The 14,996-nt window shown below is 42.2% G+C and carries 12 protein-coding genes; 2 read left to right on the top strand and 10 right to left on the bottom strand.

Translation table 11 applies throughout. The features are described from left to right. Positions 1 to 112: 112 nt before the first annotated feature. From arsJ to I8751_RS13750, 8 genes are all read right to left on the bottom strand, one after another. Positions 113 to 1,375, bottom strand: coding sequence for an organoarsenical effux MFS transporter ArsJ (gene arsJ, locus I8751_RS13715; protein WP_214439716.1), 1,263 nt, complete (start codon positions 1,373 to 1,375; stop codon positions 113 to 115). Positions 1,376 to 1,421: 46 nt separating this feature from the next. Continuing rightward, positions 1,422 to 2,438, bottom strand: coding sequence for an ArsJ-associated glyceraldehyde-3-phosphate dehydrogenase (locus I8751_RS13720; protein ID WP_214439717.1), 1,017 nt, complete (start codon positions 2,436 to 2,438; stop codon positions 1,422 to 1,424). Between the two features lie 115 nt (positions 2,439 to 2,553). Then, positions 2,554 to 3,615 (bottom strand): PstS family phosphate ABC transporter substrate-binding protein, encoded by a 1,062-nt coding sequence (locus tag I8751_RS13725; protein ID WP_214439718.1) that lies wholly within the window; start codon positions 3,613 to 3,615, stop codon positions 2,554 to 2,556. 189 nt (positions 3,616 to 3,804) lie between these two features. Further along, positions 3,805 to 4,128: an ArsR/SmtB family transcription factor gene (locus tag I8751_RS13730; protein WP_214439719.1), complete on the bottom strand. Its 324-nt coding sequence runs from the start codon at positions 4,126 to 4,128 to the stop codon at positions 3,805 to 3,807. 113 nt (positions 4,129 to 4,241) lie between these two features. Then, the gene (locus I8751_RS13735; protein WP_214439720.1) at positions 4,242 to 4,637 is read right to left on the bottom strand and encodes a type II toxin-antitoxin system VapC family toxin; all 396 of its coding nucleotides are present in this window, start codon (positions 4,635 to 4,637) and stop codon (positions 4,242 to 4,244) included. Continuing rightward, positions 4,634 to 4,918, bottom strand: a complete 285-nt coding sequence (locus tag I8751_RS13740) for a hypothetical protein (protein ID WP_214439721.1) — start codon at positions 4,916 to 4,918, stop codon at positions 4,634 to 4,636. Before I8751_RS13740 ends, I8751_RS13735 begins: the two co-directional genes overlap by 4 nt. A 111-nt stretch (positions 4,919 to 5,029) precedes the next feature. Further along, positions 5,030 to 6,235 carry an aspartate aminotransferase gene (locus I8751_RS13745; protein ID WP_214439722.1) on the bottom strand — a complete coding sequence of 402 codons (1,206 nt, stop codon included), beginning with the start codon at positions 6,233 to 6,235 and terminating at the stop codon, positions 5,030 to 5,032. Then, a complete protein-coding gene (locus I8751_RS13750) occupies positions 6,232 to 7,425 on the bottom strand; it encodes an iron-containing alcohol dehydrogenase family protein (protein WP_214439740.1) in 1,194 nt (397 codons plus the stop codon). Before I8751_RS13750 ends, I8751_RS13745 begins: the two co-directional genes overlap by 4 nt. Positions 7,426 to 8,496: 1,071 nt before the next feature. Between I8751_RS13750 and I8751_RS13755 the strand changes: the two genes are divergently transcribed. Beyond that, on the top strand, positions 8,497 to 9,150 hold the full coding sequence (locus I8751_RS13755; RefSeq protein ID WP_214439723.1) for a phosphoribosyltransferase: 654 nt from the start codon (positions 8,497 to 8,499) through the stop codon (positions 9,148 to 9,150). 31 nt (positions 9,151 to 9,181) lie between these two features. After that, positions 9,182 to 9,886, top strand: coding sequence for a dienelactone hydrolase family protein (locus tag I8751_RS13760; RefSeq protein WP_214439724.1), 705 nt, complete (start codon positions 9,182 to 9,184; stop codon positions 9,884 to 9,886). Positions 9,887 to 10,001: 115 nt separating this feature from the next. Here the strand turns inward: I8751_RS13760 and I8751_RS13765 are convergent, their stop codons facing one another. After that, complete coding sequence (locus tag I8751_RS13765; protein ID WP_214439725.1) at positions 10,002 to 10,391, bottom strand: response regulator; 390 nt, start codon at positions 10,389 to 10,391, stop codon at positions 10,002 to 10,004. Then, entirely contained in the window at positions 10,363 to 14,829 is a 4,467-nt protein-coding gene (locus I8751_RS13770; RefSeq protein WP_214439726.1) for a response regulator, read from the bottom strand. Before I8751_RS13770 ends, I8751_RS13765 begins: the two co-directional genes overlap by 29 nt. Positions 14,830 to 14,996 lie beyond the last annotated feature (167 nt).

A 14,996-nucleotide genomic window follows, 5' to 3' on the forward strand; every position in this document is an offset into this window, starting at 1 on the left:
CCCCTTTGGGGATAAGGGGCAGGTGGGGCCCCCTTTGGGGATAAGGGGCAGGGTTAAAGAGTTTGTTTCTTCATCCCTTACCCTCTTGTTGCTCCCCTGCTCTCTCATCTCCCTAATCTCCATCTCCAGCTTTCCAGGCGATCGCTTTACTTGGTTGCGGATCGGGTAGCTTCAAAGAAATCAACGCTGCTGCTAATACAAAGAACATGGATGTCCATAGACAGCCTACTAACCCAAAAAACTGATAGATCAAACCTGATAAGACAGTACCTATCAACCGACCACCAGAGTTTGCCATGTAATAAAAACCTACGTTTAGCGCTACTTTGTCATCATCGGTAACAGCCAAGACTAAGTAAGAGTGAACCGCTGAGTTGAAGGCAAACACTACGCCGAATACCATCAATCCGCCAACGATCGCAATATTCGTAGGTATACCTAATTGAAGAGCAAGAGCGATCGCAGCGGGAACTATTGTTAGAGTAAATGTCCAGAACTGAATGGTCTTTGATTGCGGCGGATGACCAGAACCAAATCGCTGGATTAGCATTGGCGCTAAGAACTGAATAATGCCGTAGCCAATCACCCAACAAGCCAAAAATCCACCAACCTGATAGAACGACCAACCCAAAGGGCCACGCAAGAAAACTGGCAATCCTACGACAAACCAGACATCGCGGGAGCCAAATAGAAAAAATCGGGCAGCGGAGAGAATGTTAATCTCTTGGCTCTTAGAAAACAGTTGGCTAAACTTGACTTTCTTCTTGATTTTGCCCATTCCTTTAGGCAACAAAAGCCCAGTGAACATAATCAAGAACAGTCCTCCTGCCATAATCCACAGGGAATTGACGAAGCCAACCGAAGCCAGCAGGGCGCTACCAACAAAGAAACCAACTCCTTTGAGGGCATTCTTGGAACCAGTTAGAACTGCTACCCACTTAAACAAAGACGACTGGGCATCTTGGGGAACTACTAACCGAATGGCACTTTTAGAACTCATCTTGGTTAAGTCTTTGGCAATCCCAGAAAATGCCTGTGCCACCATTACGTAACCAACTGCAATCCACTGTGCCCAATCTGGATTGAGCCATGAAAGCATTACCATCGAGAAAACCTGTAACCCGATGCCGGTGTAAAGGGTTATTTTCAGACCTAACTGGGAACCAATCCAACCACCTAAAAAGTTTGTAATAACTCCGAAGACTTCATAGAACAGGAATAAAGAAGCGATTTGTAATGGGGTATAGCCAATGTTGTTGAAGTAGAGCAACACCAGCATTCGCAAGGCACCATCAGTAATAGTGAAACCCCAGTATGCAAGGGTAACGAGGATATAGTTCTTGAAATTGGCGCTAGAAGCTGTGGTAGAAGCCATGAGGAGATGAGAGAAGAAATTAAAACGCAAAGGAACGCAGAGTATTTCACGCCTTCAGACTCAGAGATACTTTCCGGGCGAGTTCAACCATGCGATTGGCGTAGCCCCATTCGTTGTCATACCAAGCGAGTATTTTCACTTGTGTCTCGTTCACCACCATTGTGGAGAGGGCATCAATGATGGAAGACCGAGGATCGTCTTTGTAGTCGATAGATACTAAAGGACGTTCTTCATATCCCAGGATTCCTTTCAGAGGTTTCTGTTCAGAAGCTGCTTTTAGTAAGCTATTAATCTCTTCTACGGTTGTAGGTCGCACAACTTCAAACACGCAGTCTGTTAAAGAAGCATTGAGTAATGGTACTCGTACTGCTAAACCGTTGAGTTTGCCGTTCAGTTCGGGATAAATCAATCCGATCGCAGTTGCTGATCCAGTAGTGGTAGGAATTAAAGATAAACTGGTAGCACGCGCTCGACGCAAATCCTTGTGAGGTGCATCTACGATAGTTTGAGTATTAGTGTTGTCATGAATTGTGGTAATAATTCCGTGTTTAATGCCCAAACCTTCATGAATTACTTTCACTACTGGAGCCAAACAGTTCGTAGTGCAGGAAGCAGCAGTTAGTAAATGATGCTTGTCAGGCTCATACAGATGGTCATTAACTCCCACGACGATATTTAAGGCTTCTTCCTTCACTGGAGCAGCCACAATTACCTTCTGTACCCCACGTTTGAAATAAGGGTCAAGGGTAGCGGAAGTCCTGAATTTGCCGGAGCATTCCAGTACTAAATCAACGCCTAACTCTTCCCAAGGCACTTCACCTGGTTTAGAGTACTCGCTAAAGCTCAGAGGTTTACCATCAATGAGAATGCGATCGCCCTCTGCTTCTACCTCCGGTGTCCAACGTCCGTGAACAGAATCAAACTTCAGCAAGTGAGCAGCTGTTACAGCCCCACCTTTGATTTCATTGATGTGGACAAACTCTATGTCTGACCAACCCCATGCAGCCCGCAGCGCTAACCGTCCGATTCTACCGAATCCGTTGATTCCAACACGAACTTTCATCAGTTTTCCTAATAATATTTAAATAAACTCAAGAGCATGGGGAATCAAAGCTAGTTGAGGAGTTGTCAGGTATCAGACTTAATGCGATGAACTACTAACCCCTAGCCCCTAGCCTTTAAAATTTGGCTTGTTTTCTTAACAACTCACCAATCGTCAGATTCAACTGAGCTTCTCCTTCAAATACTGTTCCTACCTTGCCTTTGTTGAGATGAACATAATCAAGGTTGTAGGCTTCATCTGGTAGAGGCACATAGCCTACAGAAGTTGCTATCTTCGGTGCATTTTTTAGGTAGAAATTTAAAAAGTCTTGCACTGCTGGTTTCTTTTGTGCAGATTCAAAATTAGCGTAGATAAATAAAGGTCGAGATAGTGGTTGATACTGGACTTTTTCTACAGTTTCTCTTGATGGTAGGACTGCACCTTTGCCGTTATTTACTGCAAGAGCTTTTAATTTATTTTGATTTTCTTCGTAATAAGCGTAACCAAAGTAACCTAAAGCATTCGGGTCTTTACTAATGCCTGCAACTAAGACTTCATCATCTTCACTGGCTGTATAGTCTTTGCGACTAGTTCTGGCTTTACCTACAATTGCTTCTGTAAAGTAATCAAACGTACCTGATTTGTCACCTGCACCATACAAATTTAGAGGGCGATCAGGCCAAGAGGCGCGAACTTGGTTCCAACGAGTGATTTTTCCTTGCGCGGCAGGTTCCCAAATCTTTTTCAGTTCTGCGACGGTAATGTCTTTTGCCCAATTATTTTGGGGATTTATGGCAATGGTTAGGGCATCAAAAGCAATTGGTAATTCAAAGTACCTCACGCCATTTTTGTTACAAGCTTCCATTTCTTGCTTCAAAATTGGTCGAGAAGCATTGCTAATGTCTATTTCGCCAGCACAGAATTTTTCAAACCCCCCGCTAGTACCGGAGAAATTGACTGTCACTTGTCCTTTGTTCTGTTGCTTTGTTTGTTCAAACTGTTTAGCGATCGCCTGGGTAATTGGATAGACAGTACTAGAACCATCAATCTTGATCGTTGTCACTTTTGCCGAATCAGTGACTTCCGTCACCTTTGGCGATCGCTGAGTTTGAGTAGATGAATCGGATGTGGTTGTGCAACTAGTTGCTAAAGCCAACATTCCAAGCGCGAGAGCCAACTTCTTTGCTATTGCGTTCATTGACCTCACCTGTATGGGTGATATTTAAGAGTATATTTATATCATTTCAAAAAAAATTGATATGTCAATCTAATTTCATCTGTTATACACAAAAATTCATCAAAAAAAGTTGATGCATAGCTCAGAATTATCGAAACAAGTGCGCGATCGCATTTATGCCTTGTTTACAATGTAGGGGCGGCAGTTACCCTAGTCGCAGCAAGAACGGGCAGATGAAATTACACTATTATGGCTAAATTCTGCTAAATATTCCTCTAAAACCCTAAATTGGGGAGTATTCAAACTGTAGTAAATCCAGCGTCCTTCCTGACGAGAATGAACTAAGCCAGCTTCTTTGAGGGTTTTGAGGTGAAAAGATAGTTTCGACTGACTTACCCCCAAAGCCTCGCACAAATCACACACACACAGTTCTTGCTGTCGTAGCAATTCCAATACACTAATTCTCAGTGGATCAGATAGGGCATGAAAACCGGCAGCAATTAAATGGGGAATGGCAGCAGTGGGAGTTGGCATGAATTAAATGTTGATAAGAGATGCTATCTCTATTGTGAAGCAGAGAATACAGCTTCAGAGATTGTAGCGTGGGTATTGCTATTTATGCTTCTATGGAGTTACCAATTTTAAAATCAAGGCAGAATTCTTTTTACATCTGAATACGCAAGTATTTTTTCATCTACACTCACCAAAGGAACATCATACATTCTTGCTGTAGAAACGATAATTCTATCGGCTGAATCTTTATGGAAATTCCCTGGAAGTGAGTATGAATCAATAGCAATTTGGGGAGTGATTGATAAAAGAAGTACTCCCTCTTGTGCCAAAGCAATATTGAACCATTCTTGAAGTGAACAGGGAATAATTAACTTATTTTGGGTAACAAGTCTGCTAATCTCTAACAAACTTATAGAACAAACACCTAAACCATGAGGTCTTTCTCTATTTATTGCCTCATGGTGGCGAGGGGTCAACCTTAAATCATTGTGATTCCACCAAACCCAAATATGAGTATCAAGAATGATCACAAATCGTTCACTTCAAAACTCTGATTCATTTCCCAATCATCCGGAGAAATAACGGGTTCATTAGGATCTGCCAAATAAATGTATGGTTGCATTTCTACAAGAGGATTAAGGGGAAATTTGCCTTTATTTTCCGAAGAATAGCTAATTTGCCCCAATTTTTCTTGGATACTCTCCCTTAAAATAGAAGACGCTAGTTCTTCAACAGATATTTCTTTTAAAGCAGCAGCTTTAATTAGAGATTCTTGAGTTTCTTGACTGATGTAAATATTAGTACCAATCATTGTTAACTCTTTCTACTTTTTTACATGATACCAAAACATCATCAGCAATAATTTTAGTTATGTAGTGTTGGGTTTGTTCCTCTATTCAACTAACGAGATTGACGATCGCTTTCAAGTAGAGAGTACGGCTTCAGGTTGATAGCAGATACCAGCTTGTTTAAAGCGATGTAAAGCTTCACCCAAGCGATCGCACTCAGCAATCAAACTGATCCTGACATACCCTTCACCTGCAACTCCAAAGGCATTACCTGGGGTAACGACAACGCCAGTTTGCTGCAACACATTCAGGGCAAAATCTGTTGAACCCATACCCACAGGACATTTTACCCACAGATACATTGTTGCCTTGGATTTGGGGATATCCCAACCCAATTCTCCTAAGCCTTGAATCAGGAAATCGCGGCGGGTACGGTAACGTTGTTGTACCTCGTGTAAATACACATCTGGCAGCTGTAAAGCGGTTTCGGCTGCTGTTTGCAAGGCGGCAAAAATGCCATAATCCAAGTTGGTTTTTAGTGTCCGCAGACCTTGAATTACATGGCGATTACCTACCACAAACCCCACACGCCAACCAGCCATATTGTAGGTTTTAGATAAGGTGTGAAATTCTACACCAATTTCTTTCGCACCAGGAATTTCTAATAAGCTAGTGGGTTGATAACCATCAAAAGCTAACTCGGCATAACACAAGTCATGCACCAAGAGAATTTCATGTTTACGGGCGAAGGCGACGATTTCTTCAAAAAATTCGCGGGGGGCGGTGGCGGCGGTGGGATTGCTGGGATAATTGAAATAGAGAATTTTGGCTTGTCTAGCAACTTCATCGGGAATCGCAGCTAAATCAATTAACCAGTCATTTTCTGGTTTGAGAATCAAGCTGTGAACTTTACCGCCAGCTATGACTGGGCCGCGAAAATGTGCGGGATAAGCTGGGGAAGGAACCAGAACTACATCGCCAGGATTAATATAAGCGATCGCTAAATGAGTTAATCCTTCTTTAGAACCCAGTAACGGCAAAGCTTCGCTATCGGGATCGAGAACGACATCATAGCGGCGGCGATACCAATTGGTAATCGCACGGCGGAAACTAGCTGTACCCTCAAAAGGAGGATAACCGTGATTGGCGGGATTTTTTAAAGCTGCGATCGCTGCTTCTACAACTGGTTGCGGTGTCCCACCATCAGGGTTTCCCATGCCCAAATCAATTAAATCTAGTCCTTGTTCTCGTGCCTTAGCCTTAAGTTCATCTAAACGGGCAAATACATAAGGTGGTAGTTTCTGCACACGTTCTGCTGGGACAATCCAATCTAAACTCATTCCTCAACCTCGTCGCTTATTCCCCTGGTCAAAACCCGACTTGTCGTGTCTCTACAATCTGTTGGTGCAGTAGTAGAAACCATCGCTGCCATTAACTGTTCTAATGCAACTTTAAATGGTAGTCGATGGATGTCCGAATTGGGAGCTAAGGCAATTTCAGCGGCTGTTTGTAACTCGCTTAATGTAATGTTGCCTAATCCCAAATCACCTAATTTTTGTGGTAGCCCAATCTCTGCGTAAAACTTCAATAATTGTTGCCGTGAGGCTGCTGCAAGTTGATTGCCTTGGATCATTTCTTCTAAGCGCAGTTGTACTAAAATTCCGTAGGCGACTTTTTCGCCGTGGATGCTGCCGTGTTTGGCAATGTGAGTTAAGCCGTTGTGTACAGCATGGGCTGCAACAGTTCGGCATTGCGCCCCGCCTAATCCCCCAATGACCCCAGCCAATAAAACGGTGGCATCTACAACTTCTTGCCACACTTCGCTACCTGGTGCTTTCAAAGCGGCGGCTGACTTTTGCAATAAGATATCTCGCAGAACTCGCGCTTGTTGCACTGCGGCAATAATCAGAGTTTGCTGCAAATGCCCACTGCTGACTGAAGCTTCATACCACTTGGCGATCGCATCACCAATTCCAGCTACTAATGTACTTTGTGGTGCAGTTTTAATTAATTCATAGTCGAGTATCAATAAATCGGGACAGCGACTTAATGCCACATCATACAAGAATGCCCCTGTTTCCGAATATACATTAGAAAGCGCAGTCCAAGCTGCACAGGTAGCCGCTGAGGTCGGAATTGTTACTACTGGCAACTGCAACTGATGAGCGACTAATTTAGCCGTATCCATTGCTTTTCCGCCACCAATACCAATAATGACATCGGCTTTATGTTCCTTCGCTGTCTTCTTTAAAGATTTCAGACTAGCTTCACAGCAATCTACACCATAATCAGCTTGAGCAATGTGTAACTGTTGCCCTTCTAAAATCGTTTGTAGACTTTGTTGAAAAGTGGTAAAGGTGTGCTTACCTGCCACAATTAAGGGACGACTTCCCAAGCGAGCGATTTCTGCTGTTGCCGCCTCTAAGACATCAGAACCACGAATGACTTTTGCTGGGGCAACAGTAAGTGTAAATAACGAGCTAGAAGTTTGAGTAGACAAAGTTCGAGTAGAAAATAATTGATTAGCCATATAAACTATTGTGCCAAAACCTTGATATTTCTTAATCAAATTGGACTTGCGGTTAGTGATTCTTGTTTCCATTCTGACTTGAGAATGGCGATCGCCTGGGTAAGTTACCACTACCAATAATCGATCTGAATCAACTAGGTTTTAGCCAAACAGTAAAATAAACGAAGCTTCTTGCCAACTATTTGAGTAGTTTGATGGTCTAACTTCACTCTAATAATGCCCATGGCCTCAAATTCCGCAATAATATCAAAGGTTTTAATAACTGTATAGCCAACTAACAATACAACTATCAATTACTTACTAAAAGCAATTGGAAGTTGTGAGTTTGGTATTGGGCATTATGGATAACTAATGAGTTGCCCCGTCACCATGAGCCATTATCAGCATGCTGATGAAATTTTTTGCATTAATTAATGGAGTTGGTAACATATCATTTTAATCTAAAAATAATAAATATTGTATAGTAAACTACAAAAAGCATTAATGTTCTTTTTATAACAAATAAACTACGTCTTTCCTCTGAGAATATACTTATTAGCTCAGACAATATCAATTTACTGAAGTTAATAATAAGCTGTCACACATCTAAGTTACATATCTTTTTGTATGGACTGTTGAACGCCAGTTGCTACCCTGCGGGAAGCCGCAGAAGCGTCTACAACGCGGCGGCACTTCTTTCAAGTCGGGCATTACCCGCCCAACAGAGTGTCTGGGAAACCCTCGCAACGCACTGGCTCCTGTTAACGGTCAGCAATCAACAAACCTCATTAGTAATTAATTGTGTAATTTAAAGGTGTAATACCTTAACATAAGCAACACATTTTTTGAAAAATGTTTCTTTGGGTAGTAGAGTTATCACCTGAAATAGTGCAAATAATGCCAAAGCAAAAAGTAACAAAAAGAAAACCTATTATTAAATTTTATTAAGCTTCTTAGGCAGTTCACTTTAAAACTCACAAGTTCCTCAAAATTATTTTCTAACTTGCTAGTGGGAGAATATCCGAGGGATGAACATAGTTAATCAAAAAATACTGGGATTTACTTTGCTCTCATTCCTAGGAGGATATAATTATGACTACTAGATTCCGTAACCGCACTGAAGCAGGCCAAATATTAGCAAGACATTTGGCAACATCTGCTAATAAAGATGTATTAGTATTAGGTTTACCTCGTGGTGGTGTACCAGTAGCTTATGAAGTAGCAAAGGCACTAAATGCACAACTTGATATTTGTTTAGTCAGAAAACTTGGCGTACCTGGACGCAAAGAATTGGCAATGGGTGCGATCGCTTCTGGGGGTGTGCGGGTGTTGAATTACGAAGTTATCAATTGGTTAGGCATTGACCGCCAGACAATTGACCAAGTTGCCACTCAGGAATTGCAGGAATTGCAGCGTCGCGATCGCGCCTATCGTGGCGATCGCCCCCAACCAAAAATTAAAAACCGTACCGTGATTTTGATCGATGACGGTATTGCTACAGCTTCAACCATGCGTGCTGCTATTGCTGTAATCCAAGAACAACAACCTAGGCGCATTATTGTAGCAATTCCAGTTGCACCGCCCTCAATTTGCCAAGAGTTACGAACTGAAGTAGACGAAGTAATTTGTTTGACCACACCAGAGCCAATGTATGCGATCGGTCTTTGGTATGAAGACTTTTCGCAAACAACTGATGCAGAAGTACGCGACCTCCTAGTAAAGTGGTCAGCTATTAGCAGTAATTAAGTAATTACCCAACAATCAGCAAGGTAGAACAATGAATAAAATATCATTGCAAGTAGAAGAGCAAATAGTTATTGTTGAATTAGGGTCGGTCAGACTTACAGGAGAACTAGTTGTGCCCCCAGATGCTGAGGGGATTGTGCTATTTGCTCATAGTACTGGCAGTAGTCAATACAATACCCGCAACCATTATCTTGCACATGTTTTGCGTCAAGAAGGGAGACTGGCAACTATATTGATAGATTTGCTGACAAGAGAAGAGGAAACAATAGACCAGCGTACCAAGCATTTTCACTACGACATTAATTTCCTTGCTGCACGATTAGTTGCGATCACAGACTGGCTGTTAGAAAATCTCAATACTCGCCATTTCAAAATTGGCTATTTTGGGGCTGATACTGGTGGCGGTGCGGCATTGCTGGCAGCAGCAGCACGGCCAACGGCGGTCGGGGCAGTTGTTTCACGCAGTGGATACACTGATTTAGCAAATGAAGCGCTGTCCTGCGTGCAAGCTCCAACCTTGTTCATTGTGGGCGAGAACGACTTCCCGATAATTGCCATGAATGAGGATGCACTGGCACAAATTCCTGCACAGAACAAGCAGATGAAAATTATCCCTGGAGCAACTCATCAGTTTGGTGAACCTGGAGCTTTAGAAGAAGTAGGGCGACTGTCTAGTGAATGGTTCAAGCACTACCTCATACCGTTTCACTTTAAAACTGATACAAATAGGCAATAAGGGGAAAGAGGATCTTCTGGTTTTTGGCAAAATTACGAATTACGTTAGCGACGCAGGAGCGTCACTTGTACTGAGCGTAGCCGAAGTATTACGAATTACGAATTACGAACTGGTATCAGGGTTTTTCCCAACTCCAGCCCAAGACTTCAGCTATTTGTCCAGCTAATTCTAAGGGATTGAAAGGTTTAGCGATCGCTGAAATTATGCCCATTTGATTATAGCGGCGACGGTCAGCAGCCTGGATTTTGGCAGTTAGCAAAATTACTGGAATTTTTTTGGTAACTGAATTCGCTTGTAACTTTTCAAAGGTAGTAATGCCATCCATATCTGGCATCATCACATCTAATAGAATTACATCTGGTTGCCAAGCTGCGGCTTGATTTATGCCCTCTTGACCAGAACTTGCTGTTAGTACTTCCCAGCCTGCAACAGTTTCTAAACAAATCTTGGCAACTTCTTGAATATATTGCTCGTTATCAACCACTAGAACCCGCTTTGTTGTCATTAACTCTATCCTCTCGTCGGTTGTGAGTAATTCGCCGGAGTAGTTCCATTACCCGATATTCAAATTCTGGGATTGTGATTTGTCCTTTAGTCAGAAATTCTGTATGTCCCAATTTCAATCGATTGCGTTCCGATTCGTTCAGATCTTTGGCTGAATAAACTACCACGGGGATATTACACAGGTGATGGTGCTGCTGTAGCCAATCCACAACTGTGAATCCATCACTTACAGGCAAGATCAAATCGAGAATTAGTAAATCGGGATTGATTTCTTGGCTGAGACGGATGGCTTCTTTACCAGTCTTAGCTAAGAAGGTTTCAATTTCATGTTTCTCAAATAAGGTAATCAGCAGTTGGGCCAAGTTAGTGTCATCTTCGACAATCAAAATTTTAAATTGCTTTAAAGGATTAGCCACTAATTGTCTGAGGGACTCAAAAAGATTACTTTCTTCAACTGGCTTACTTAACCAATCAACAAAGTCGGCATTAGCTTGATTATCTCTGCGGGGCTGATAAACGCTACAAATTACAATCGGAATATCTTTAGTATCTTCCCGTTCTTTCAGCACTGCCATCGTTTCCCAACCATTCATTCCAGGCATAAGTAAATCTAGTAAGATCACATCTGGATGTTGGGCAGCTGCTTGGGCGATCGCTTCCTCACCAGTAGCCACTGTTATTACTTGATATTTTCCACGTTCCAGTAGAGTTTGCAACTCGCTGCGGATGGTGGCATCATCATCGCAGACTAATACTAGGGGGAGGTGCTGAGTTGAAATATCTTCTAACTCATGAATGATCGCTGATGACTCAGAACTTTGAGGGGTAGAAAGTAAGGGCAAAGTGAAGTAGAAATTGCTGCCTTCCCCCAGTATACTTTCAGCCCAGATGCGTCCGTTATGCTGCTGCACAATACTTTTGCAAATTGCTAAACCCAAACCAGTACCATCGTGGTTGCGTGAATCTGAGGAATCGACTTGTTGAAAGCGCTCAAAGATACTCTCAAGCTTATCAGTTGGGATGCCACGTCCAGTATCTTTGACTGCTAACAAAATTTCATCTTCTTGTTGTTGTGCTACTAGCCAAACTGTAGATCCCAAAGGCGAAAATTTAATGGCATTACTAAGTAAATTGGTCAAGGTTTGGACAATACGGTCTGGATCTGCACGTAGCTGAAAGGGTCGACTGGAAATCGATAGCGTCACTCCTGCTTTATCTGCTAGGGGCTGCATAACATTTACTGCTTGAGTGATTAAGTCAGTGATATTGCAACTTTCTGGTTCCATTTTGGCCTTACCTGACTCAATCCGTTCAATATCTAAGATGTCATTGATTAAGCGTACTAGGCGCTCGGTGCTATCAGTGGCAATTTGTAGCAGACGTTTTCCCTGTTCTGAGTCTGTTGGTAATAAACCACTTGCTAACATTCCTAAAGAGCCATGAATTGAAGTTAGTGGTGTGCGGAGTTCATGACTGACAACCGAGACAAATTCATCTTTCATCCGTTCGATTTGTTTTTGTTCTGTAACATCTCGCAGAATGACTGTATAAACTATCTCTTTGCCCATATCTAATTTAGAAACAGAAGCTTCTGCCGGAAATTCACTGCCATCTTTGCGACAACCGTAGATTTCACGCCGTTCTCCCATTTTGCGGGCAAGACTGGAGGACTGACCAAATTCCACTACATGCTGACGATGTATATGGGAGAAACGTAGCGGTAAAAGGATGTCAAGGCGCTGTCCCATGACTTCTTGAGCAGAGTAGCCAAAAATTTTTTCTGCACCTTGATTAAATAAGGTGATGCGTTGAGCTGCATCAATAGAAATAATCGCATCATCAGCAATATCTAAAATTCGTGCCAACCGAGTTTGAGAAATGCGTAATGCTTCTTGTATACGTTGACGTTCATCGAGTTGTAACTTTAACTGTTGATTGACAGTAATTAACTCGGCAGTTCGCTCTACTACTCTCAATTCCAGTTCATTTTTGACTTGTTGTAAGGCGGTTTCTGCCAATAGGCGATCGCGCTGGTTGCGTAATGCTAAGATGCCATAAGCTAAATCTGCTGCTAGTTCTTGTAGAAGTTGGACTTCATTAGTATCAAAGGCATTTGGTTCGGCAGCATAAATATTCAACGCTCCCACAACTTGCCCATTAGTAATTAACGGTATCGCGATCGCGGCAGCATAGCCTCGTTTACTAGCCTGACACTGCCAAAGCTGATAATTAGGATCAATCAAAATATTTTGAATAATCGAGGTTTGACCAGTGCGAATCGCTATTCCTGTGGGGCTTTGTCCATGAATCGTGTCTGACCAAGTAAGATTGAGCAATTGCAAATATCCGGCTTCGTAACCTGCTTGGGCGACTGGGCGGATATTTTTGTCGGCATCATTTTCGGCAAAACCTACCCAAGCCAATCGATAGCCACCAATTTCTACAATAATTTGGCAAATTTGCTGTAATAAATCAAATTCATTTCTGGCCCTAAAAAGTGCTTGATGGCAATTACTCAAAGCCTGAAGCGTCCTATTTACCCTATAAATTTCTGTTTCTACCTCTTTATACGGGGTAATATCTTGTGTAATTGCTAACTGCATCACTTTGCCATTAGCCTCTTGACGCAAAGGCACTGCATGAGTTTTTACCCAGCGGCGATTACCCAAACAACTGACAATTTCGAACTCCAAAGTACCCTTATGCCCTTGACAAACACGTTCATTCAACGCCCGAAACGCTTCTCGATATTCTGGGGCAATTAGTGGATAAACTGACTTACCAATTAATGCTGCGCTGTTGTCTGCTTCCAGCATTACCAACCCTGCTGGGTTGATTTCCAACAAAGTACCATCCGCAGCAATGATTTTGATGCATTCTGGTTCAGCATCAAAAATAGCTCGCCAGCGATTTTCACTATAAGTCTGGGACACACGCTGCCGCAGTTTTATCCGTTCTAAGCGATTGACAATCCGAGTTACCAACTCTGGCCCCACAATGGGTTTGCTCACAAAGTCATCAGCACCAACACTGAACACCTGATTAACAATTTCGGCATCACTATGAACTGTGAGAAATAGAATAGGTAAATCGCTCCAACGAGAATTGTTCCGCACTACCTGACAAAGTTCAATTCCATTGGAATGAGGCATTTCCACATCCAAAATCAACAAATCTGGGACAACATCTGCCAAAGTTTCCCAAAGCTTTTGAGGATCATTGAGGGTAATTACTTGCAACCCCCAAGGGCTGAGTAAAGTTTGTAACAGAGCCAGAATTTGCGGATCGTCGTCTACCGCTAATATTTTGGCTTCTACATGTTGGACTTGTAGCGGTGGTTGGGCGACTAAAGAAAGTTCATTAATGGTTGATGCTGAGGATTCTGTTTCTGCTTTTTTTGCCTCAATTTCTTGACGCAATTGCTTAACCAAATTTTGTAAATTAGTTGTCTGAGATGGCGTTAAATTTTGCTCAGATTTCAGTAACTTCTCAATTTTGCGTGCCAGCTTTGATCCTCCAGCTAAGCCAAAAGTGCCTAATGATCCCGCCAATGTATGAGCCTCTTGCGCTGCTTGCAGCTGTAATTCTGCATTTAAAGTCTTTTGGATTAAAGCTGTTGCTGCTTTCTCTAACACCTGGACTTGCTCATCTACCCGTCCACTAAACCGCTGCCAAATCTCGGCTACTGCTGCTAATGTTTGTTCCTGCTTGGGTAATTCTGGAAGTCTGGACTTGGTTTTAGATTTTGCCTGTACCCTTTCCTCTTCCTGTAGTTTTAGACGATAGCCAATACCATATACTGTTTCAATTAAATCACTGGGTACTCCCACAGATTTTAGTTTTTGCCGTAATCCTTTAATGTGAGTACGAACCGCTTCTTCACCAGGAGTATCTTCATAAGACCAAAGATGTTCTAAAATCATGCCGCAGCTAAACACCCGGCGACTGTTCCGCAAAAATAACTCTAAGAGTGCATATTCTTTGGGAGTTAATGACAATAATTTTTGGGCATAAGTGACTTCACAACTGCTAGGATCAAGCCGTAAATCGCCCCACTCTAAGACTGGTTGCGATGTTGTTCCTCCCCGACGCAATAAAGCTCGAACACGAGCAACTAACTCTTCTTCTTCAAATGGTTTAACTACATAGTCATCTGCACCTGCATCTAGCCCAATCGCTTTTTCATGACTGCTATCACACCCTGTCAATAATAAGATGGGCATTTGCAGACCCATAGATCGGATCTGACGACAAAGACTAATGCCATCTAGCTTAGGCAGCATGACATCTAGAAGAATTAAATCATAATTATAAGCTTCAATTAAATTCCAAGCAGCATTACCATCAGTAGCGACTTCCACTGCGTAGTTCTGGTTAGTAAGAACGGCGGTAAGTGCATAGGCATTTAACTCGTCATCCTCTACTACTAAGATTTTCATAATAAAAGCTTTCCAGAGGGTAAAAAATAAAATTAAAACTCAATTAATCTTAATCCAGAAATGTTGGATGCATAATTAAGCGCATTTTTTTAAATAATTAAACTTTAATTAACAAAATGATAAAATTGCTCGATCTTCAGGAAGTAATATAATAGCAGTCCTTAACA

Source organism: Atlanticothrix silvestris CENA357 (assembly GCF_016056295.1).
GTDB classification, from domain to species: domain Bacteria; phylum Cyanobacteriota; class Cyanobacteriia; order Cyanobacteriales; family Nostocaceae; genus Atlanticothrix; species Atlanticothrix silvestris.